Genomic DNA, 21081 nt, shown 5'->3' with positions numbered 1-21081 from the left:
CTGCGCTTCGCTATCCGCGAAGGTGGCCGTACCGTGGGCGCTGGCGTGGTTGCCAAGATCATTGCCTAATTGATTCGTAGGGGTATAGCTCAATTGGCAGAGCGTCGGTCTCCAAAACCGAAGGTTGTAGGTTCGATTCCTACTGCCCCTGCCACCTGATGGTGGAATCGCAACGAGCCCGCCCCAAAGCGGGCTTCGGTGTCTTGGCGTTGCGCAAAAGATGCGCATTAGAAATGGATTATGGCCACTACTCAGGTTGAAACGGTCAGCTCCGGAGCTGACAAAGCCAAGCTTGCCGCAGTCGCGGCTTTAGTCGTTGCTGCGATCGCAGGTTTCTATCTGCTGAGCAAGCAAGGGCCCATCATCCAGTGGCTGGTGCTGCTGGTTGGCCTGGCTGCAGCTGCGGGCACGTTCCTTGTTTCCGAGCCCGGAAAGCGTTTCGTGAGCTTTGCCCAGGATGCCTGGCGCGAAGTCAAGAAGGTCGTCTGGCCGACGCGCAAGGAAACCATGCAGATGACCTTGTACGTCTTCGGCTTTGTCGTCATCATGGCCTTGTTCCTGTGGTTCACGGACAAGACGCTTGAGTGGGTCTTGTACGACCTGATTTTGGGCTGGAGGAAGTAATGGATGCTGTCGAAACGGGTGTGAACGACGGAGGGGCAGCGCCTGCCAATCCGGATCTGCGCTGGTACATCGTCCATGCCTACTCCGGCATGGAAAAGGCGGTTGAGCGCAACATCATCGAGCGCATCGCGCGCTCTGACATGCAGTCCAAGTTCGGTCGCATTCTTGTCCCTACTGAAGAAGTGGTGGAAATGAAGAATGGCCAGCGCCGCACTACCGAGCGCCGTCTGTTTCCTGGCTACGTGTTCGTCGAGATGGTTATGGACGACGACACCTGGCACTTGGTCAAGCACACCAGCAAGGTGACGGGTTTCGTGGGCGGTGCCAAGAACCGTCCTGCGCCCATTTCCGAAGAGGAAGTGCGCAAGATCGTCAGCCAGATGCAGGAAGGCACGGAAAAGCCGCGCCACAAGGTCGAGTTCATGCCCGGCGAGCTGGTGCGTGTCAAGGAAGGTCCGTTCACGGACTTCAATGGCTCTGTCGAAGAGGTCAACTACGAGAAGAGCCGTCTGCGCGTCTCCGTGATGATCTTCGGTCGCTCCACGCCAGTCGAGCTTGAATTTGCCCAGGTTGAAAAAACCTGAGTTACCGCTTACAATCTCTGGCTCTGCATTTTTAGGCTTGGTGCAGAGCGTTTTCACAAGAGTCTTTCAACCCCCGGGGAGCTGCCGGCTGCAACTGTTGTTGGTTGGGCCGGCGGCGCTATACCCGCAAGGAGCATTCAATGGCGAAGAAAATCGTCGGCTTCATCAAGCTGCAAGTGCCAGCTGGTAAGGCCAATCCCTCTCCCCCGATCGGTCCTGCGCTGGGTCAGCGCGGCCTCAACATCATGGAATTCTGCAAGGCGTTCAACGCCCAGACCCAAGGTGTCGAGCCCGGACTGCCCCTGCCCGTGGTCATCACGGCCTTCGCGGACAAGAGCTTCACCTTCATCATCAAGACGCCTCCGGCGACTGTGCTGATCAAGAAGGCCATCAAGCTGGACAAGGGTTCTTCCAACCCCCTGAAGAACAAGGTCGGCAAGATCACCCGCGCTCAGCTGGAAGAGATCGCCAACACCAAGCTGAAGGACATGAACGCTGCTGACGTGGACGCCGCCGTGCGTACGCTGGCTGGTTCGGCTCGCTCGATGGGCGTGATTGTGGAGGGCGTGTAAATGGCCAAGTTGACCAAGAAGCAAAAGGCTCTCCAGGGCAAGGTGGAGTCCACCAAGCTGTACGCTTTCGCTGACGCAGTTGCGCTGGTGAAGGATGCTGCCACCGCCAAGTTCGATGAATCCATCGACGTGGCCGTGCAACTGGGCGTGGACGCCAAGAAGTCTGACCAAGTGGTTCGCGGCGCTGTCGTGCTGCCCCATGGCACCGGCAAGATTGCCCGCGTGGCTGTGTTCGCCCAAGGCGCCAAGGCTGAAGAAGCCAAGGCTGCCGGCGCCGACGTGGTCGGCATGGACGACCTGGCTGCCCGCGTGAAGGCTGGCGACATGCCCTTCGACGTGGTCATCGCTGCCCCCGACGCCATGCGCGTCGTCGGTACGCTGGGCCAGATCCTGGGCCCGCGCGGCCTGATGCCCAACCCCAAGGTTGGCACGGTGACTCCCGATGTGGCCACGGCTGTGAAGAACGCCAAGGCTGGTCAGGTGCAATATCGCGTCGACAAGGCCGGCATCATCCACGCCACCATCGGCCGCCGCTCGTTCGACAACGAGAAGCTGCAAGGCAACCTGGCTGCGCTGATCGACGCGCTGAACAAGTCCAAGCCCGCTTCGAGCAAGGGCCTGTACCTGCGCAAGGTCGCTGTTTCGTCGACCATGGGTGTGGGCGTTCGCGTCGACACGCAAACCATCTCGGCCTGATAGCCAAGAAATCTTGAGACACCTTTCGGGGTGCCTCAGTGGTGGGCCGGTGCAGCGATGCGCCGGGTCATCCAAGACCGTTGGTGTGCCTTGCGGCACTTAAACCCCCGGGGCCAACGCAGATGGCGATCCCGCTGCAGATGGATGCATTTCCAAAACAGTTGGTCGCTGCAACAAGAGCGCGCATGAGGGGCTTGCCCCGAGTGCGCATTTGAAGGAGTAGACCTTGAGTCTTAATCGCAGTGAGAAAGAAGCGGTCATCAATGAAGTGACCAGCCTCGCCGCAAAAGCTCAAACGCTTGTGATCGCGGAATACCGCGGCATCACGGTCGCCGACATGACCAAACTGCGTTCTGATGCTCGCAGCAAGGGTGTGAGCCTGAGCGTGTTGAAGAACACGCTGGCCCGCCGTGCTGTGGCTGGCAGCCAGTTTGACGTTGTCGCCGACCAGATGACCGGCCCTCTGATCTATGGCTTCTCTGAAGACGCAGTGGCCGCCGCCAAGGTGGTGGCCGACTTCGCGAAAACCAACGACAAGCTGGTGATCCGCGGTGGTGCGTTTGCAGGCAAGGCCCTGGACGTGAACGGTGTGAAGCAACTGGCGAACATCCCCTCGAAGGAAGTTCTGCTGGCACAACTGTGTGGCTTGCTGATGTCGCCTATCTCGCGTACGGCCGTTGTGCTGGGCGCCCTGGCGGCAAAGAAGAGCGAAGGCTCTGCCGAAGAACCGGCAGCCGAAGCAGTCGCAGCCTGAGCGCGCGGCAGTTAACCAATATTGTTAGGAAATCAAAATGGCATTCGATAAAGACGCATTTCTGACCGCGCTCGACGGCATGACGGTCCTGGAACTCAATGACCTGGTGAAGGCCATTGAAGAGAAGTTTGGCGTGAGCGCTGCCGCTATGGCTGCTCCCGCTGCTGGCGGCGCTGCTGGCGGCGCTGCTGCTGCAGAAGAAAAGACCGAGTTCAACGTTGTGCTGACCGAAGCCGGCGCGAACAAGGTTTCCGTCATCAAGGCCGTGCGTGAAATCACCGGCCTGGGTCTGAAGGAAGCCAAGGACCTGGTCGACGGCGCTCCCAAGAACGTCAAGGAAGGCGTTGCCAAGGCTGACGCTGAAGCCGCTGTGAAGAAGCTGGTGGAAGCCGGTGCCAAGGCTGAACTGAAGTAATTCAGTCCCCTCAAGGGCTGGAGGCTCCGAAAAAGGGCCTCCAGCCTTTGGCGCTTGTGGAGCGCTGATCCATAGAGCACACTAAAAAGCAGTCAGCACAGTCTGTTTTTTAGTGTCTTCTGACAACCCGACAGCAGAAGATGCCTTGGTTCGGGCGATGTGCAACGCATCGCCGTCAGCCATGGTTGGTAGTGGCCAACCGCCAAGCCCGCAGGGAGCTTTCCATGTGGGGCAGTCGTCGCAGACCCAGGACTCATGTCTTTGCCCGGAGATCTCATGGCCTATTCTTACACCGAACGCAAGCGAATCCGCAAAAGCTTCGGGAGCCGCGACAGCGTGCTCGAAGTGCCTTACCTGCTGCAGATGCAAAAAGATGCATATACCGCATTCTTGCAGTCAGATGTAGCCCCCAAAAAACGCACCATCGAAGGCCTGCAAGCGGCCTTCAACTCCGCCTTCCCCATCGTCTCCCACAACGGTTTTGTGGAGATGAAGTTCGTCGAGTACAACCTCGCCAAGCCTGCTTTCGATGTGCGCGAGTGCCAGACCCGTGGTCTGACGTTCGCCTCCGCCGTGCGCGCCAAGGTCCAGTTGATCATCTATGACCGTGAGTCTTCGACCTCGCAGTCCAAGGTGGTCAAGGAAGTCAAGGAGCAAGAGGTCTACATGGGCGAAGTGCCCCTGATGACCGAAAAGGGCTCGTTCATCATCAACGGCACCGAGCGTGTCATCGTCTCGCAGCTGCACCGCTCGCCTGGCGTGTTCTTCGAGCACGACAAGGGCAAGACCCACAGCTCGGGCAAGCTGCTGTTCTCGGCACGCATCATTCCTTACCGCGGCTCGTGGCTGGACTTCGAGTTCGACCCCAAGGACCTGCTGTTCTTCCGCGTCGACCGTCGCCGCAAGATGCCCGTGTCCATTCTGCTGAAGGCCATCGGCCTGACGCCGGAATCGATCCTGGCCAACTTCTTCGTCAACGACAACTTCCGCCTCATGGATTCGGGCGCGCAGATGGAGTTCGTCTCCGAGCGCCTGCGCGGCGAAGTCGCGCGCTTCGACATCACCGACAAGTCGGGCAAGGTCGTGGTCGCCAAGGACAAGCGCGTCACCGCTCGCCACACGCGTGAGCTGGAGCAGTCGGGCACCAAGTTCATCAGCGTCCCCGAAGATTTCCTGATCGGCCGCGTGGTCGCCAAGAACATCGTCGATCCGGACACGGGCGAGATCATCGCCAAGGCCAATGAAGAGCTGACCGAGTCCCTGCTCAAGAAGCTGCGCAGCGCCGGCATCCAGGATCTGCAGTGCATCTACACGAATGAGCTGGACCAGGGCGCCTACATCTCGCAGACCCTGCGCACCGACGAAACCGTCGATGAGTTCGCTGCACGCGTGGCCATCTACCGCATGATGCGCCCCGGCGAGCCGCCGACCGAAGACGCCGTGCAGGCTCTGTTCCAGCGCCTGTTCTACAACCCCGACACCTACGACCTTTCGCGCGTGGGCCGGATGAAGTTCAACGCCAAGGTCGGCCGCGATGGCGCCACCGGCCCCATGGTGCTGTCCAACGAGGACATCCTGGCCGTGGTCAAGATCCTGGTGGATCTGCGCAACGGCAAGGGCGAAGTCGACGATATCGACCACCTGGGCAACCGCCGCGTGCGTTGCGTGGGCGAACTGGCCGAAAACCAGTACCGCACGGGCCTGGCACGTATCGAGAAGGCTGTGAAGGAGCGTCTGGGCCAGGCCGAGCAAGAGCCGCTGATGCCCCATGACCTGATCAACAGCAAGCCGATTTCGGCCGCCCTGAAGGAATTCTTCGGTGCGTCGCAGCTGTCGCAGTTCATGGACCAGACCAACCCTCTGGCCGAAATCACGCACAAGCGTCGCGTCTCGGCCCTGGGCCCGGGCGGTCTGACCCGCGAGCGTGCAGGCTTCGAAGTGCGCGACGTGCACGTGACCCACTACGGCCGCGTCTGCCCTATCGAAACGCCTGAAGGCCCGAACATCGGCCTGATCAACTCGCTGGCCCTGTACGCCCGCCTGAACGAGTACGGCTTCATCGAGACGCCGTACCGTCGCGTGGCCGACGGCAAGGTCACGATGGAGATCGACTACCTGTCGGCCATCGAGGAAGGCAAGTACATCATCGCCCAGGCCAATGCCGACCTGGATGCCGAAGGCCGCCTGATCGGCGACCTGGTGTCGGCACGCGAAAAGGGTGATTCGACCCTGGTGTCGGCCGAGCGCGTTCAGTACATGGACGTGTCGCCCGCACAGATCGTGTCGGTGGCTGCCTCGCTGATTCCGTTCCTGGAACACGATGACGCGAACCGCGCATTGATGGGCGCCAACATGTCGCGTCAGGCCGTGCCTGTGCTGCGTCCCGAAAAGCCCATGGTGGGCACGGGCATCGAGCGCGTGGCGGCAGTGGACTCCGGCACCGTGGTGACGGCAACCCGCGGCGGTATCGTGGACTATGTCGATGCAACGCGCATCGTGGTCCGCGTGAACGATGCGGAAGCCGTGGCCGGCGAAGTCGGCGTGGACATCTACAACCTCATCAAGTACCAGCGTTCCAACCAGAACACCAACATCCACCAGCGTCCCATCGTCAAGCGTGGCGACAAGCTGGCCAAGGGTGACGTGGTGGCCGACGGCGCATCGACCGACCTGGGCGAAATCGCCATCGGTCAGAACATGCTGATCGCCTTCATGCCCTGGAACGGCTACAACTTCGAGGATTCGATCCTGATCAACGAGCGCGTGGTGGCCGAAGACCGCTACACCTCGATCCACATCGAAGAACTCGTGGTGATGGCCCGCGACACCAAGCTCGGTGCCGAGGAAATCACGCGCGACATCCCGAACCTGTCCGAGCAGCAGCTCAACCGCCTGGACGAGTCCGGCATCATCTACGTGGGTGCGGAAGTGCAGCCCGGCGATGTGCTGGTCGGCAAGGTAACGCCCAAGGGCGAGACCACGCTGACGCCTGAAGAGAAGCTGCTGCGCGCCATCTTCGGCGAGAAGGCTTCCGACGTGAAGGACACCTCGCTGCGCGTGGACCAGGGCTCGCAAGGCACCGTGATCGACGTGCAGGTCTTCACCCGTGAAGGCATCCAGCGTGACAAGCGCGCCCAGCAGATCATCGACGATGAACTCAAGCGCTACCGCCTGGACCTGAACGACCAGCTGCGCATCGTCGAGGCCGACGCCTTCGACCGTATCGAAAAGCTGCTCAATGGCCGCGTGGCCAACGGCGGCCCGCAAAAGCTGGCCAAGGGCGCCAAGATCGACAAGGCCTACCTGGATGGCGTGGAGAAGTTCCACTGGTTCGACATCCGTCCTGCAGAGGACGAAGTCGCCACCCAGCTCGAGTCCATCAAGAACTCGCTGGAGCAGACGCGCCACAGCTTCGACCTGGCTTTTGAAGAAAAGCGCAAGAAGCTCACCCAGGGCGACGAGCTGCCCGCTGGCGTGCTCAAGATGGTCAAGGTCTACCTGGCCGTCAAGCGCCGCCTGCAACCCGGTGACAAGATGGCCGGCCGCCACGGCAACAAGGGTGTGGTCTCCAAGATCGTTCCGGTCGAGGACATGCCCTACATGGCCGACGGCTCCACTGCCGACATCGTGCTGAACCCGCTGGGCGTGCCTTCGCGTATGAACATCGGCCAGGTGCTGGAAGTGCATCTGGGCTGGGCCGGCAAGGGCCTGGGCCAGCGCATCGGCGACATGCTGCAGCAGGAAGCCCGCGCCGCCGAGATCCGCACCTTCATGGAAGAGATCTACAACTCGCGCGGCCGCAAGGAAGACCTGACGCAGCTCGACGACAAGGAGATCGTGTCCATGGCGCAGGCGCTGACCACGGGCGTGCCGTTTGCCACGCCGGTGTTCGACGGTGCGTCCGAGCAGGAAATCCAGGACATGCTGCATCTGGCATATCCGGAGGAACTGGCCCAGCGCAAGGGACTGACGGAGTCGCGCACGCAGGCCTACCTGTATGACGGCCGCACCGGCGACCGCTTCGAGCGTCCGACCACCATCGGCTACATGCACTACCTGAAGCTGCACCACTTGGTCGACGACAAGATGCACGCCCGCTCCACGGGTCCGTACTCTCTGGTGACGCAGCAGCCGCTGGGCGGCAAGGCCCAGTTCGGTGGCCAGCGTTTCGGGGAAATGGAAGTGTGGGCGCTGGAAGCTTACGGCGCCGCCTATGTGCTGCAGGAAATGCTGACCGTGAAGTCCGACGACGTGGTGGGCCGTACCAAGGTGTACGAATCCATCGTCAAGGGCGAGCACGCCATCGAGGCAGGCATGCCCGAGTCGTTCAACGTGCTGGTCAAGGAAATCCGCTCCCTGGGCCTCGACATCGAGCTTGAGCGTTCTTAAATATTGAAAAGGGAAAGAGTCTTATGAAATCTCTACTCGACCTGTTCAAGCAATTCACGCCTGATGAGCATTTCGATGCCATCAAGATCGGTCTGGCTTCTCCCGAGAAGATCCGTTCCTGGTCCTTCGGCGAGGTGAAGAAGCCCGAGACCATCAACTACCGCACGTTCAAGCCCGAGCGCGATGGTCTGTTCTGCGCCAAGATCTTTGGCCCCATCAAGGACTACGAGTGCCTGTGCGGCAAGTACAAGCGCCTCAAGCACCGCGGTGTGATCTGCGAGAAGTGCGGTGTCGAAGTGACCCAGACCAAGGTGCGCCGCGAGCGCATGGGCCACATCGACCTGGCTGCGCCCTGCGCCCACATCTGGTTCCTGAAGTCGCTGCCGTCGCGTCTGGGCCTGGTGCTCGACATGACGCTGCGCGACATCGAGCGCGTGCTGTACTTCGAAGCCTACGTGGTGACCGACCCCGGCATGACCCCGCTGAAGAAGTTCAGCATCATGACCGAGGACGACTACGAGGCCAAGCGCACCGAATACGGTGACGAGTTCGAAGCCAAGATGGGCGCCGAAGGCATCAAGGACCTGCTCGAAGGCATCGACATCGATGTCGAGACCGAGCGTCTGCGCGGCGATCTGACCGGCTCCGAAGTCAAGGTCAAGAAGAACGCCAAGCGCCTGAAGCTGCTGGAAGCGTTCAAGAAGTCCGGCATCAAGCCGGGCTGGATGGTCATGGAAGTGCTGCCCGTGCTGCCCCCGGACCTGCGTCCGCTGGTGCCGCTGGACGGCGGCCGCTTCGCAACGTCCGACCTGAACGACCTGTATCGCCGCGTCATCAACCGCAACTCGCGTCTGCGCCGCCTGCTGGAGCTGAAGGCTCCGGAAATCATCGCGCGCAACGAAAAGCGCATGCTGCAGGAAGCAGTGGACTCGCTGCTGGACAACGGCCGCCGTGGCAAGGCCATGACGGGCGCCAACAAGCGTGCCCTGAAGTCGCTGGCCGACATGATCAAGGGCAAGAGCGGTCGTTTCCGCCAGAACTTGCTGGGCAAGCGCGTGGACTATTCGGGCCGTTCCGTGATCACGGTGGGTCCGTACCTCAAGCTGCACCAGTGCGGTCTGCCCAAGCTGATGGCGCTGGAACTGTTCAAGCCCTTCATCTTCGCGCAGCTCGAGCAGCGCGGCATCGCCACCACCATCAAGGCGGCGAAGAAGGAAGTCGAATCCGGCACGCCCGTGGTGTGGGACATCCTCGAAGAGGTCATCAAGGAGCACCCGGTCATGCTGAACCGTGCTCCCACGCTGCACCGACTGGGCATCCAGGCCTTCGAACCCATCCTGATCGAAGGCAAGGCCATCCAGCTGCACCCGCTCGTCTGCGCGGCCTTCAACGCCGACTTCGACGGTGACCAGATGGCTGTCCACGTTCCGCTGTCGGTAGAAGCACAGATGGAAGCCCGCACGCTGATGCTGGCCTCCAACAACGTGCTGTTCCCCGCATCGGGCGAGCCCTCCATCGTTCCTTCGCAGGACGTGGTGCTGGGTCTGTACCACGCAACGCGCGAGCGCATCAACGGCAAGGGCGAAGGCATGATCTTCGCCGACATCGGTGAAGTGCAGCGCGCGCTGGACTCCGACCAGGTCGAACTGGCCGCCAAGATCAGCGTGCGTCTGACCGAGTGGACCAAGAACAAGGACTCTGGCGAGTTCGAGCCTTCGACCAGCCTGGTGGAAACCACCGTGGGCCGCGCCCTGATGTCCGAGATCCTTCCCAAGGGCCTGCCGTTCAGCCACATGAACAAGGCGCTCAAGAAGAAGGAAATCTCCAAGCTCATCAACGCCTCGTTCCGCAAGTGCGGTCTCAAGGCCACGGTGGTGTTTGCCGACAAGCTGCTGCAAAACGGCTTCCGCCTGTCCACGCACGCCGGTATCTCGATCGCCATCGGCGACATGCTGGTGCCGCCGCAAAAGGCCGAGATCATCGGCCGTGCCGAAGCCGAGGTGAAGGAGATCGAACAGCAGTACGTCTCCGGTCTCGTGACCGCTGGCGAGCGCTACAACAAGGTGGTGGACATCTGGGGCAAGGCCGGCGACGAAGTCTCCAAGGTCATGATGGCCCAGCTTGCCAAGGAAAAGGTCATCGACCGCCACGGCAACGAAGTCGAGCAGGAATCGTTCAACGCCATTTACATGATGGCCGACTCCGGCGCCCGCGGCTCGGCCGCGCAGATCCGCCAGCTGGCCGGCATGCGTGGCCTGATGGCCAAGCCTGACGGCTCCATCATCGAGACGCCCATTACGGCGAACTTCCGTGAAGGCCTGAACGTTCTGCAGTACTTTATCTCCACCCACGGCGCCCGAAAGGGTCTGGCCGACACGGCGTTGAAGACGGCCAACTCCGGCTACCTGACGCGTCGTCTGGTGGACGTGACGCAGGATCTGGTGGTCAACGAGGACGATTGCGGCACGACCAATGGCGCACTGATGCGCGCCATCGTCGAAGGCGGTGAAGTGATCGAATCGCTGCGTGACCGCGTGCTGGGCCGTACCACGGCCGAGGACGTCGTGCACCCCGAGACGCTGGCCGTCCTGCTGCCCGCAGGCACGCTGCTCAACGAAGACGGGATCGATGAACTCGAGTTGCAAGGCGTGGACGAAATCAAGGTCCGCACCGCGCTGAACTGCGAAACCCGCTACGGCCTGTGCGCCAAGTGCTACGGCCGCGACCTGGGCCGCGGCGGCCAGATCAACCTCGGCGAAGCCGTGGGTGTGATCGCCGCACAGTCCATCGGCGAGCCCGGCACGCAGCTGACCATGCGTACCTTCCACATCGGTGGTGCCGCTTCGCGCGCTGCCATCGCATCGAGCGTGGAAGCCAAGTCCAACGGCGCCATCAGCTTCAACAGCACGATGCGTTACGTCAGCAACACCAAGGGTGAGCTGGTCGTGATTTCGCGTTCGGGCGAAATCGTCATCAGCGACAACGGCCGCGAGCGTGAGCGCCACAAGGTGCCTTACGGTGCCGTGCTGACCGTCAGGCCCGACCAGCAGGTCAAGGCCGGTCTGATCCTGGCCAACTGGGATCCGCTGACCCGACCCATCATTACCGAGTACGCCGGCCAGGTGCGCTTCGAGAATGTGGAAGAGGGCCTGACCGTGGCCAAGCAGGTCGACGAAGTGACCGGCCTGTCCACGCTGGTGGTGATCGATCCCAAGCGCCGTGGCTCTGCCAAGGTCGTGCGTCCTCAGGTCAAGCTGATCGATGCCAACAACCAGGAAGTCAAGATCCCCGGCACCGACCACTCGGTGACGATCGGCTTCCAGGTCGGCGCTCTGATCCAGGTGCGTGACGGCCAGGACGTGGGCCCCGGCGAAGTGCTGGCCCGTATCCCTGTCGAAGGCCAGAAGACCCGCGACATTACCGGCGGTCTGCCCCGTGTGGCCGAGCTGTTTGAAGCCCGTACGCCCAAGGACAAGGGCACGCTGGCCGAGATGACCGGCACCATCTCCTTCGGCAAGGAAACCAAGGGCAAGGTGCGCATGCAGATCACCGATCTGGATGGCAAGGTCTGGGAAGAGCTCGTGCCCAAGGAAAAGAACATCCTGGTGCACGAAGGCCAGGTGGTCAACAAGGGCGAGTCCATCGTCGACGGTCCCGCCGATCCGCAGGACATCCTGCGCCTGCTGGGCATCGAGGAGCTGTCGCGCTACATCGTTGATGAAGTGCAGGACGTCTACCGTCTGCAGGGTGTGAAGATCAATGACAAGCACATCGAGGTGATCGTTCGCCAGATGCTGCGCCGCGTCGTGGTCGAGAACACCGGCGATTCGACCTACATCGCTGGCGAGCAGGTCGAGCGTTCGGAAATCCTCAATACCAACGAGGCCCTGCAGCGCGAAGGCAAGATCCCCGCCACGTACTCCAACGTGCTGCTGGGTATTACCAAGGCTTCGCTGTCGACCGACTCCTTCATCTCCGCCGCGTCGTTCCAGGAAACGACCCGCGTGCTCACCGAGGCTGCCATCATGGGCAAGCGCGACGAGCTGCGTGGCCTGAAGGAAAACGTCATCGTGGGTCGCCTGATCCCCGCTGGTACGGGTCTGGCCTACCACCAGGCACGCAAGGCCAAGGACGCCATGGACGACGCAGAGCGCCGCGCCATCGCCGACGCCGAAGCGGCCGAACTGGCCGGTGTGATGGCTGACGACGACGCTGGCGTGGCTGCCGTCGCCGGTGACGCTTCCGCTGACTGATAGGCGGTGTCACCCCCTGAGCGGCTGTGCCGCTTCCCCCTCTCTCGCTACGCGGGAGGGGGACGACGCCCTCGCTGCGGGGCGGCCCTTGCTCGGCGTCCCCCTTGTTGGGACATGCTGTCTCCTAGAGCAGTGCATGGCGCAAGTGCTTGATGATGTGACGCTCCCGGCCTGCCCTGCGCAGGCGGGAGCGTTTTTCTTTGGGAATAACCAGAGTTCGGCCGGAACAGCTTCCGGCCGGGCCATTGCAGACGATGTGGTCCTTGTCTCTTGAATGGATGCTGCTGGCACTGCTGGTGTTCTGGGCCGTTGGCGCATACAACCGGCTGGCCCGGCTGCGCAGCGGCTGCGTGCAGCAGTTCGGAGCGCTCGATGCGCACCTGGGCCAGTGGCATGCCATGCTGCAGGCCTTCGAGGCCCAGCCCAAGGCTGAAGGCCAAAGCCCCGCCCTTGTGCATGCCCAGGCCGCACTGCACCAGACCGCCGCACAGCTGCAGGCGGCCCTGGTCGATGCCCGTGGCCGGCCGCTGCGCGAGACCGCGCTGGCCTCGCTGGAGCACGCCTGTTCGGCGCTGGACGTGGCCTGGCAGGCCATGACCAAGGTCGCCGTTGACACCGGCGCCGGCGCCGCTGGCACTGGCGCTGCGCCATCAGATGCCCCATCGCCGGACCCCGATCCGCTGCAGCCCTGGCAGCAGCGCTGGACCGAGCACCAGGTGCGCAACCGCCTGGGACTGCAGCAATTCAACGCCGCGGCCGAGCGCTACAACGCCGCCATTGCGCAATATCCGGCCAGGCTGCTGGCCTGGCTGCTGGGCTTTCGCCCGGTGCGCAGCCTGCTGGTCGAGCCTGTCGCCAGCAAGGCACAGGAAAGTGGAACATGAACCAACGCACGCATTCTTCCCCGCGCCGCGCTGCGGCGCCCTCGCAGGCGCATGCCGCACCGGCCGCACCTCCTCTTTGGCAGCAGCTCGACGCCGTCGCCCAATGCCTGCAGTCCGTGCTTGAAGGCCAGTCCAGCCGCAGCGTGCTGGCGCGCGTGGCGCAGCCGCTGCGCCCCGGCGTCCAGGCGCTGCTGTTCCAGGTGCTGCGCCAGTTGGGCCGTGCCCAGGCGCTGCAAAAGCAGCTGGCCTCGCGCAACCCGCCGCCGCGCGTCAGCGCATTGCTGAACACGGCCCTGGCCTTGGCCTGGGATGAGTCCCGGGCACCGTACCCACCATTCACCCTGGTCAACCAGACGGTGGAGGCTGCCAAGCAGGGGCCGACGCGCGCCCAGTCCGGCTTCATCAATGCCTGCCTGCGCCGCTTCCTGCGCGAGCGCGATGCCCTGGTCGCCGCCACCGACGACCAGCCGCAGGCCGTCTGGAACCACCCGGCCTGGTGGATCGCCCGCCTGCGCAAGGACCATCCCGATCATTGGCAAGCCATCCTGCAGGCCAACAATGAACAGCCGCCGATGACGCTGCGCGTCAACCGCCAACAAACGGACCGCCAGTCCTACCAGGCAGCGCTGCAGGCCATGGACGTGCCTTCCCTGGCCGTGGCCGACAGCGGCCTGCAACTGCAGCAGGCCCTGCCGGTGCAATCCCTGCCGGGCTTCGACGAAGGCCTGGCCTCGGTGCAGGATGCGGCCGCGCAACTGGCCGCGCCGCTGCTGCTGCAGGGGCTGGAGCAGCCCGCCGGCCGCGCGCTGCGCGTGCTCGATGCCTGCGCCGCCCCGGGCGGCAAGACGGCCCACCTGCTGGAGTACGCAGCCCCGCAGACCCTGGAGGTCACGGCGCTGGAGATAGATGCCGAGCGCGCCGCGCGCATCGCGGACACGCTGGGGCGGCTGCGCCTGCAGGCCCGCGTGGTGGTGGCCGATGCATCCCGGCCCGACCAGTGGTTCGATGCGCAATGCGGCGGCCAGCGGTTCGACGCCATCTTGCTGGACGCACCCTGCACGGCCTCGGGCATCGTGCGGCGCCAGCCCGACGTGCGCTGGCTGCGCCGCGAAAGCGATGTGCGCCAGCTGGCCGAGATCCAGGCGCGCCTGCTCGACACCCTGTGGCCCCTGCTGCAGCCCGGTGGGCGCCTGCTCTACTGCACCTGCTCGGTCTTCAGGGAAGAGGGCGAGGCACAGGTTCAAGCGTTTGTTACACGCAACAGTGAGGCGCGAACCCTGGCGGCACCGGGGCATTTAATCCCGGGCAAAGCCGACAAAGCCGGCATGCTGGCTGACAATGCTTTGGGTGACCACGACGGTTTCTTCTACGCCTTGCTGCAAAAGACGCGCTGACCCCCCCCAACGGGCCTGGTCGCCAGCCTGGCTGCGCCTGCTGGCGCGGCTGGCCGGGGCGCTTTTGCTGGCCGGCGTGCTGGCGGGCCTGGGCCTGCAGGCCAGGGCCGAAGCCCTGACGGCCGAGATCGGCCCCATGCAGCTCGATCGCTCCGACGACGGCCTGCTGCTGTCGGCCAACCTCCATTTCGAGCTGCCCTACCAGATCGACGATGCGCTGCGCCAGGGCATCCCCATGTACTTCGTGGCCGATGCCCAGATCCAGCGCGAGCGCTGGTACTGGTCCGATCAGCAACTGGCCACCGCCAGCCGCCACTACCGCCTCAGCCACCAGCCGCTGACGCGCCGCTGGCGCCTGCACGTCTCCAGCACTCCGTTCTCCAGCAGCGGCCTGGGGTTGGCGCTGGGCCAGACCTTCGAAAGCCTGGACGATGCGCTGGCCTCCATGCAGCGCATCTCGCGCTGGAAGATCATGGACACGGCGCCCACGCAATCGGGCGTATCGGTGCAACTGCGCTTTCGCATCGACCTGTCCCAGCTGCCCAGGCCGCTGCAGATCGGCGCGCTGGGCCGCTCGGGCTGGAACCTGCAGCTGTCGCGCACCCAGATGCTGGAAGACGCGCCATGAGCAGGGCCTCAGCCGGCGACGAACGCGTGGCCCTGCCGGCCTCGGCCGGCCTGTCGCGCGGCACGCGCTGGGCCGTGGGCGTGGGCGCCGGCCTCATGGGCTTGGTCGGCGTGCTGCTGCTGTTCCTGCTCACCCTGGCCACCAACAACCGCCTGGACTACGAGCGCAACTACAACTGGCTGTTCGCCGCCAACGTGGTCGTGGCCGGCCTGCTGCTGGCCATCCTGGCCTGGGGCGGCATCCGCCTGGCCATCCGGCTACAGCGCGGTCGCTTCGGCAGCCGCCTGCTGCTCAAGCTGGCCGGCATCTTCACGCTGGTGGGCCTGGTGCCGGGCCTGCTGATCTACATCGTCTCCTACCAGTTCGTCTCGCGGTCCATCGAAAGCTGGTTCGATGTGCAGGTCGAGGGCGCGCTGTCGGCCGGCGTGAGCCTGGCCAGTGCCACGCTGGAGACCGTGGCCAATGACATGGCCAACAACACGCGCACCGCAGGCGCCCAGCTGTCCCAGGCCTCCGATGCCGGCGCCGCGCTGATCCTGGAGCGCGTGCGCGACCAGTTGGGTGCCACCGATGTCGTGCTGTGGAGTGCATCGGAGCTTGCCGTCATGGGCCCGACGCAGACCACCCGCGGCGGCGACCTTGCGGGCCTGCGCGCCATCGCCAGCGTGGGCCAGTCGCGCTTCAACCTGCAGCCTGAACGCCCCAGCGCGCAAATGCTGCGCTCGCTGCGCGAGCAGCGCGCCGTGGCCAGCATCGAAGGCCTGGACGACGACGGCATGGCCCAGCCCGGCGCCACCGCGCCCGGCGCCCAGGTCCGCACACTGGCCCTGGTGCCCAACCCCAGTGTGGGCCTGCTGACCGAGCCGCGCTACCTGCAAGCCACCATTGCACTGCCGCAGGCCCTGGTGACCAATGCCCTGGCCGTGCAGGCAGCCAACCGCGAATACCAGGAGCGCGCGCTGGCACGCGGTGGCCTGCAGCGCATGTACATAGGCACGCTCACGCTCAGCCTGTTCCTGGCCGTCTTCGGCGCCGTGGTGCTGGCCATCGTGCTGGGCAACCAGCTGGCCCGGCCGCTGCTGCTGCTGGCCCAGGGCATGCGCGACGTGGCGCGCGGCGACCTGCGGCCCAAGCCGGCGCTGCAGACGCGCGACGAGATCGGCGGGCTCACGCGCTCCTTTGCGCTCATGACCCAGCAACTGGCCGACGCCCGTGCCGAAGCCAACCGCAGCATGGGCCAGCTCGATGCCGCACGCGGCAACCTGCAGACCATCCTCGACAACCTCACCTCGGGCGTCATCGTGCTGGATGCGCGGGGCGCCATCGTGCTGAGCAATCCCGGCGCCACGCGCATATTGCGCGCGCCCATGGCCGTCCATGAAGGCCGGCTGCTGTCCCAGGTGCCGGGGCTGGAGCAGTTCGGCGAAGTCGTGCAGGAGCAGTTCGCGCTCTTCCTGGGCGAGCAGGGGCGCGATCGCTGGCAACTGGTGCATGAGCTGCATGCCTCCACCGATGGCGGCGTCATCCAGCACACCACCACCCTGGTCATGCGTGGTGCGGAACTGCCCGATGCGCAGCGCCTGCTGGTCTTCGACGACATCTCGGAAATCGTCTCGGCCCAGCGTGCCCAGGCCTGGGGCGAGGTGGCGCGCCGCGTGGCCCACGAGATCAAGAACCCGCTCACGCCCATCCAGCTGTCGGCCGAGCGCATGGCCATGCGGCTGACCGACAAGCTGCAGCCTGCAGAGCAGGCGCTGCTGGCCAAGTCCGTCAAGACCATCGTCGATCAGGTCGGCGCCATGAAGCGCCTGGTCGATGAATTCCGCGACTACGCGCGCCTTCCCGCCGCCAACCTGCAGTCGCTGGACCTCAACGCGCTGGTCACCGATGTGCTCCAGCTGTATGGGGAAGAGAACGCCGAAGTGCGCGTGGACTGCGTGCTGGACCCGCAATGCCCGCCGATTTCCGGCGATGGCCAGCAGCTGCGGCAGGTCATTCACAATCTTTTGCAGAATGCCCAGGACGCCACGGCCCAGCGCGCGCAGGAAAGCGGCCAGCCCCCCGGCCCCGTGACCATAGAGACGCGCTGGAACGAGTCCGCGCGTCGCGTGCGCCTGAGCATCAGTGACAGCGGCACGGGCTTCGCCGCCAACATCCTTCAACGGGCCTTCGAGCCCTACGTCACGACCAAGGTGCGAGGCACCGGCCTGGGCCTGGCCGTGGTCAAGAAAATCGCAGACGAGCATGGCGCCCGCATCGACCTGGGCAACAGGGAAGACGACGGGGTGATTCAAGGTGCGCAAGTGTCGCTATCATTTGCGCCTGAGCGTACGGGATAGGCCTGACGCCCCCCGCGCCTCAGCACATAGGCTTAAGACACATGGCAAACATACTGGTGGTCGACGACGAACTGGGGATCCGGGATTTGTTGTCGGAAATCCTCAACGACGAAGGTCATAGTGTGGACGTGGCCGAGAACGCCGGTCAGGCACGCTCGGCGCGCGCCTCCAACACCTACGACCTCGTGCTTCTCGACATCTGGATGCCCGACACCGATGGCGTATCGCTGCTCAAGGAATGGGCCTCGGCAGGTCTGCTGACCATGCCCGTGATCATGATGAGCGGCCACGCCACCATCGAGACGGCCGTGGAGGCCACGCGCATCGGCGCGCTGTCCTTCCTCGAAAAACCCATCACCATGCAAAAGCTGCTCAAGGCCGTGGAGCAGGGCCTGGCGCGCAACGCCGCCAGCCAGGCACCGGCTGCAGCGCCCGTGGCGGTGGTCGAGCCGGACACTGCGGCCGTGGTCACGCCTGCGGCCAGCCGCGTGCCGGTGGACAACAACGTGCCGCATGCACACCAGGGTTTCGATCTGGACCGCCCGCTGCGCGAGGCGCGCGACGGCTTCGAGAAGGCCTATTTCGAATTCCACCTGGCACGCGAAGGCGGCTCCATGACACGCGTGGCCGAGAAGACCGGCCTGGAGCGCACCCACCTGTACCGCAAGCTGCGCCAGCTGGGCGTGGACCTGGGCCGCAACAAGCGCGGGTAGACTTTTTGAAGGAATTTTGGCTTTTTCGTTTTTGGGTCAAAAAATCCTGCATATAATCTAGTTCTCGGCCCGGTAGCTCAGTCGGTAGAGCAGAGGATTGAAAATCCTTGTGTCGGCGGTTCGATTCCGTCCCAGGCCACCAAATTCAGTAAAAAATTACGGACTGCTTCGCAAGAAGCGGTCCGTTTTTCTTTGTGCCTCAGGCAATGCGTGATCCTGCCTGTGCGCCGGCTGCGGCCGCCTTCAGTCGTTCGCGCCCGCAATCGTCACCAACAGCACGCAGCCCTGGTCGCCGCGCGCGTGCACATCGTGCAGCTCGCCGGCAGGCACCAGCACCACCGAGCCGGCCACCAGCCGCAGGCTTGCCAGGCGCGTGGCAATGCCGGCCTCGCCCGCCAGGCAGTGGATGGTGGCTTCGCCGGGGACCTGATGGCTGGGCAGGGCATGGCCCGGTGGCAGCACCAGGCGCAGCAGTTGCAGCTTCGGCGTTCGGATCAGGCTGGTGCTGATGGGCATGCCGTCGCGGGCGTGCAGGGCGATGACCTCCAGTGGCTTTGCGTGTTCGAGTGCCATGCTTGGCTCCTGCTTGATGTGGATCAGAAGGTGGTTGCGCCGCCGCCTCGCCTGTGCACTTGAAGATGTACGCTGGATGCATCTTATGCAGGCGCAGCGGGCCGGAAGGAGTGCACATCATGGCGCAATGGATGGAGCTGGAGGAACCCCTGAGAACCCGGGAGCCGGCGCCGCAATGGAAGGCATTCCTCGAATTGGGATTTCGGCCGCTGTACCTGCTGGGCTGCCTCTGGGCCGCGCTGTCGGTGGCGCTGTGGGTCCATGCGCCGCAGAGGATCACCGGTCGCATGCCCGGCGTGTTCTGGCATGCGCACGAGATGCTGTGGGCCTTCGTGGCCACCATCGCCGTAGGCTTTCTGTTCACGGCGGGCAGCAACTGGACGGGACGCAATCCGCTGCAGGGCCGGGCGCTGGGCGCGCTGTGCCTGCTGTGGCTGATCGCCCGTGCGGGCTTTCTGCTGCCCGGGCCGCAGGCCTTTGCCGTGGCTGCGCTGTGCGAGACCGCCTTCTTTGCCTGGGCCGCGCTGGCGCTGGGCCGCGCCATCCATGCCGCGCGCAGCCGGCGCAACTACGGGCTGCCCCTGCTGCTGGCCGGCCTGGGCACGGCCGACGCGCTGTACCTGTGGTCCATCTGGCAGGGCGACTACGGCGCGCTCATGCAGCGCTTCAACGCAGGCCTGCTGTGCATGGCCGTGATTGCGCTGCTGATCGCGCGGCGCGTGATTCCCTTCTTTGCCATGCGCGCCGTCGCCGGCCTGCAGATTCCCATGCACGCGGCCAGCGGCCCGTGGCAGCTGGGCGCGGGCGTGGTGGCCATCGCCTGCCTGCTGGCGGGCTGGATGCCTGGCATGGCGGCCGGCCTGGCCGTGGCGGGCCTGATCGCCCTGTGGCAGGTGCTGGCCTGGAGGCCCCAGGCCGTGCGCCGCGTGCCGCTGCTGTGGATTCTCTACCTGGGTCACGCGGCGCTGGGTGTGGGCCTGCTGGTGGCCGGCGCGCATGCGGCCGGATGGGTGCTGCGCCCCGCCTGGCCCGTGCATGTGATCGGTGCGGGCGGCTTTGCCCTGCTCATCATCGGCATGTGCACACGGACGTCGATGGGCCACTTGGGCCTGCCGCTGCGCACCGACCGCAGCATGGTCGCCGCCTATGCCCTGGTCATTGCCGCTGCCGTGCTGCGCCTGGCGGCCCTGCTGCCCACGGCGCTGTCGCTGGCGGCGCTGCATGCCTCGGCCGCTGCCTGGGTATTGGCCTTTGCGCTGTACCTGTGGCGTTTCGCCCCGCTGCTGGTGCGCCCGCGTGCCGACCGGCAGGCATGAGCGGAGGCCTGCCATGCGCCTGACCCTGATGACCGACTACGCGCTGCGCCTGCTCATGCATGTGGCGCGCCACCCCGGGCGGCTGTGCACGATTGCCGAGATCGCCCAGGCCCATGCCATCTCCGAAGCCCACCTCATGAAGGTCACGCACCAGTTGGCGCTGCGCGGCTGGATCGTCACCGTGCGCGGCAAGGGCGGCGGCATGCGCCTGGCCCATGCGCCGGCCGACATCGGCCTGGGCGACGTGGTGCGCGGCATGGAGCCGGACCTTGCCATCGTCGAATGCTTCACGGGCACCAGCCCACCTGCCTGCACGCTTGCGCAGGACTGCCGGCTGGCCGGCGTGCTGGGCGGGGCGCTGGACAGCTTCATGGCCCATCTGGACGGCTTCACGCTGGCCGATCTGCTGCCGGCTCCCGCATCCCTGCCGCTGTCCCTGCCGTTGCCGCACAGGAGCCGCGCATGAGCTACGGACTGCTGCTGACCCTGCACCTGCTGGCGGCCATTGCCTTTGCAGGCACGGTGTTCTTCGAAGTCGTGCTGCTGGCCGGGGCGCGCCGCCACCTGCCCGCTGCCGTGGCGCGCGCCACCGAGCAGGCGCTGGGCGACCGCGCGGTCGCCGTCATGCCCTGGGTGCTGATGGTGCTGTACGGCGCGGGGCTGGGACTGGCCTGGCAGCACCGCGCGACATTGGCTGCCGCCTTTGCCGCTCCGCTGGCCGGCAGCTTCGGCCTGCTGCTGGCGCTCAAGATCGTGCTGGCGCTCAGCGTGTTCGGGCATTTCCTGGCGGCCATGTGGTGGCGCCGGCGCGGTGTGCTGGGCGGGCGCCGCTCGCACCGCCTGCACCTGAGCGTGTTCTGCCACGTGCTGGCCATCGTGCTGCTGGCCAAGGCCATGTTCTACCTGCACTGGTAAACAGCCTGCAGGCAGGCCCTGCCCGCGTTAAG

The 21081-nt window shown here is 64.7% G+C and carries 18 protein-coding genes and 2 tRNA genes; 19 read left to right on the top strand and 1 reads right to left on the bottom strand.

Annotated features, from left to right (window positions below):
- The 16 genes from ACUTR7_RS29180 to ACUTR7_RS29105 form a co-directional block, all read left to right on the top strand.
- Positions 1 to 69 (top strand): EF-Tu C-terminal domain-related protein (locus ACUTR7_RS29180; RefSeq protein ID WP_198552046.1); only part of this gene is annotated, 69 nt, incomplete at its 5' end.
- Between the two features lie 9 nt (positions 70 to 78).
- Positions 79 to 154: transfer RNA gene (locus tag ACUTR7_RS29175), tRNA-Trp, on the top strand.
- An 86-nt stretch (positions 155 to 240) separates the two neighbouring features.
- A complete protein-coding gene (secE, locus tag ACUTR7_RS29170; RefSeq protein WP_445610408.1) occupies positions 241 to 624 on the top strand; it encodes a preprotein translocase subunit SecE in 384 nt (127 codons plus the stop codon).
- On the top strand, positions 624 to 1208 hold the full coding sequence (nusG, locus tag ACUTR7_RS29165) for a transcription termination/antitermination protein NusG (protein WP_012202437.1): 585 nt from the start codon (positions 624 to 626) through the stop codon (positions 1206 to 1208). The genes secE and nusG overlap by 1 nt, the downstream gene beginning before the upstream one ends.
- A gap of 140 nt (positions 1209 to 1348) precedes the next feature.
- Positions 1349 to 1780, top strand: coding sequence for a 50S ribosomal protein L11 (gene rplK / locus ACUTR7_RS29160; protein ID WP_012202438.1), 432 nt, complete (start codon positions 1349 to 1351; stop codon positions 1778 to 1780).
- On the top strand, positions 1781 to 2476 hold the full coding sequence (rplA, locus tag ACUTR7_RS29155; RefSeq protein WP_013800271.1) for a 50S ribosomal protein L1: 696 nt from the start codon (positions 1781 to 1783) through the stop codon (positions 2474 to 2476). It abuts the gene before it with no gap.
- 226 nt (positions 2477 to 2702) lie between these two features.
- Positions 2703 to 3230: a 50S ribosomal protein L10 gene (rplJ, locus tag ACUTR7_RS29150; protein WP_012202440.1), complete on the top strand. Its 528-nt coding sequence runs from the start codon at positions 2703 to 2705 to the stop codon at positions 3228 to 3230.
- Between the two features lie 37 nt (positions 3231 to 3267).
- Complete coding sequence (rplL, locus tag ACUTR7_RS29145; protein WP_012202441.1) at positions 3268 to 3645, top strand: 50S ribosomal protein L7/L12; 378 nt, start codon at positions 3268 to 3270, stop codon at positions 3643 to 3645.
- Between the two features lie 276 nt (positions 3646 to 3921).
- Positions 3922 to 8034, top strand: coding sequence for a DNA-directed RNA polymerase subunit beta (gene rpoB, locus ACUTR7_RS29140; RefSeq protein ID WP_071953774.1), 4113 nt, complete (start codon positions 3922 to 3924; stop codon positions 8032 to 8034).
- Between the two features lie 23 nt (positions 8035 to 8057).
- Positions 8058 to 12287 carry a DNA-directed RNA polymerase subunit beta' gene (gene rpoC, locus ACUTR7_RS29135; RefSeq protein ID WP_013800273.1) on the top strand — a complete coding sequence of 1410 codons (4230 nt, stop codon included), beginning with the start codon at positions 8058 to 8060 and terminating at the stop codon, positions 12285 to 12287.
- Between the two features lie 254 nt (positions 12288 to 12541).
- Positions 12542 to 13171, top strand: a complete 630-nt coding sequence (locus ACUTR7_RS29130) for a LemA protein (protein WP_034397916.1) — start codon at positions 12542 to 12544, stop codon at positions 13169 to 13171.
- Positions 13168 to 14565, top strand: coding sequence for a 16S rRNA (cytosine(967)-C(5))-methyltransferase RsmB (gene rsmB, locus ACUTR7_RS29125; RefSeq protein WP_034397918.1), 1398 nt, complete (start codon positions 13168 to 13170; stop codon positions 14563 to 14565). Before ACUTR7_RS29130 ends, rsmB begins: the two co-directional genes overlap by 4 nt.
- Positions 14510 to 15193, top strand: coding sequence for a DUF4390 domain-containing protein (locus tag ACUTR7_RS29120; RefSeq protein WP_445610407.1), 684 nt, complete (start codon positions 14510 to 14512; stop codon positions 15191 to 15193). The genes rsmB and ACUTR7_RS29120 overlap by 56 nt, the downstream gene beginning before the upstream one ends.
- The gene (locus tag ACUTR7_RS29115) at positions 15190 to 17532 is read left to right on the top strand and encodes an ATP-binding protein (protein ID WP_445610406.1); all 2343 of its coding nucleotides are present in this window, start codon (positions 15190 to 15192) and stop codon (positions 17530 to 17532) included. The genes ACUTR7_RS29120 and ACUTR7_RS29115 overlap by 4 nt, the downstream gene beginning before the upstream one ends.
- 41 nt (positions 17533 to 17573) lie before the next feature.
- Complete coding sequence (locus tag ACUTR7_RS29110; RefSeq protein ID WP_012202448.1) at positions 17574 to 18245, top strand: response regulator; 672 nt, start codon at positions 17574 to 17576, stop codon at positions 18243 to 18245.
- 66 nt (positions 18246 to 18311) lie between these two features.
- Positions 18312 to 18387 (top strand) — tRNA-Phe (locus tag ACUTR7_RS29105).
- A gap of 101 nt (positions 18388 to 18488) precedes the next feature.
- Here ACUTR7_RS29105 and ACUTR7_RS29100 read toward each other — a convergent pair.
- Positions 18489 to 18818, bottom strand: coding sequence for a cupin domain-containing protein (locus ACUTR7_RS29100; RefSeq protein ID WP_012202449.1), 330 nt, complete (start codon positions 18816 to 18818; stop codon positions 18489 to 18491).
- Between the two features lie 119 nt (positions 18819 to 18937).
- Between ACUTR7_RS29100 and ACUTR7_RS29095 the strand changes: the two genes are divergently transcribed.
- The 3 genes from ACUTR7_RS29095 to ACUTR7_RS29085 are packed head-to-tail and all read left to right on the top strand — an operon-like array spanning position 18938 to position 21049.
- Positions 18938 to 20134, top strand: a complete 1197-nt coding sequence (locus tag ACUTR7_RS29095) for an NnrS family protein (RefSeq protein ID WP_445610405.1) — start codon at positions 18938 to 18940, stop codon at positions 20132 to 20134.
- Positions 20135 to 20147: 13 nt separating this feature from the next.
- Positions 20148 to 20600 (top strand): RrF2 family transcriptional regulator, encoded by a 453-nt coding sequence (locus tag ACUTR7_RS29090; RefSeq protein WP_043824540.1) that lies wholly within the window; start codon positions 20148 to 20150, stop codon positions 20598 to 20600.
- Complete coding sequence (locus tag ACUTR7_RS29085) at positions 20597 to 21049, top strand: CopD family copper resistance protein (protein WP_445610404.1); 453 nt, start codon at positions 20597 to 20599, stop codon at positions 21047 to 21049. The genes ACUTR7_RS29090 and ACUTR7_RS29085 overlap by 4 nt, the downstream gene beginning before the upstream one ends.
- Positions 21050 to 21081 lie beyond the last annotated feature (32 nt).

Source organism: Delftia sp. NA_296.1, assembly GCF_052692095.1.
The sequence above is the reverse complement of the archived record's forward strand: the minus strand, read 5'-3'. Positions and strand labels throughout refer to the sequence as shown.

Bases quoted from the DNA above. Each gene is read 5' to 3' on its own strand.
- secE (WP_445610408.1), top strand. From the start codon at position 241: ATGGCCACTACTCAGGTTGAAACGGTCAGCTCCGGAGCTGACAAAGCC.
- nusG (WP_012202437.1), top strand. From the start codon at position 624: ATGGATGCTGTCGAAACGGGTGTGAACGACGGAGGGGCAGCGCCTGCC.
- rplK (WP_012202438.1), top strand. From the start codon at position 1,349: ATGGCGAAGAAAATCGTCGGCTTCATCAAGCTGCAAGTGCCAGCTGGT.
- rplA (WP_013800271.1), top strand. From the start codon at position 1,781: ATGGCCAAGTTGACCAAGAAGCAAAAGGCTCTCCAGGGCAAGGTGGAG.
- rplL (WP_012202441.1), top strand. From the start codon at position 3,268: ATGGCATTCGATAAAGACGCATTTCTGACCGCGCTCGACGGCATGACG.
- rpoB (WP_071953774.1), top strand. From the start codon at position 3,922: ATGGCCTATTCTTACACCGAACGCAAGCGAATCCGCAAAAGCTTCGGG.
- rpoC (WP_013800273.1), top strand. From the start codon at position 8,058: ATGAAATCTCTACTCGACCTGTTCAAGCAATTCACGCCTGATGAGCAT.
- ACUTR7_RS29130 (WP_034397916.1), top strand. From the start codon at position 12,542: ATGTGGTCCTTGTCTCTTGAATGGATGCTGCTGGCACTGCTGGTGTTC.
- rsmB (WP_034397918.1), top strand. From the start codon at position 13,168: ATGAACCAACGCACGCATTCTTCCCCGCGCCGCGCTGCGGCGCCCTCG.
- ACUTR7_RS29120 (WP_445610407.1), top strand. From the start codon at position 14,510: ATGCTTTGGGTGACCACGACGGTTTCTTCTACGCCTTGCTGCAAAAGA.
- ACUTR7_RS29115 (WP_445610406.1), top strand. From the start codon at position 15,190: ATGAGCAGGGCCTCAGCCGGCGACGAACGCGTGGCCCTGCCGGCCTCG.
- ACUTR7_RS29110 (WP_012202448.1), top strand. From the start codon at position 17,574: ATGGCAAACATACTGGTGGTCGACGACGAACTGGGGATCCGGGATTTG.
- ACUTR7_RS29100 (WP_012202449.1), bottom strand. From the start codon at position 18,818: ATGGCACTCGAACACGCAAAGCCACTGGAGGTCATCGCCCTGCACGCC.
- ACUTR7_RS29095 (WP_445610405.1), top strand. From the start codon at position 18,938: ATGGCGCAATGGATGGAGCTGGAGGAACCCCTGAGAACCCGGGAGCCG.
- ACUTR7_RS29090 (WP_043824540.1), top strand. From the start codon at position 20,148: ATGCGCCTGACCCTGATGACCGACTACGCGCTGCGCCTGCTCATGCAT.
- ACUTR7_RS29085 (WP_445610404.1), top strand. From the start codon at position 20,597: ATGAGCTACGGACTGCTGCTGACCCTGCACCTGCTGGCGGCCATTGCC.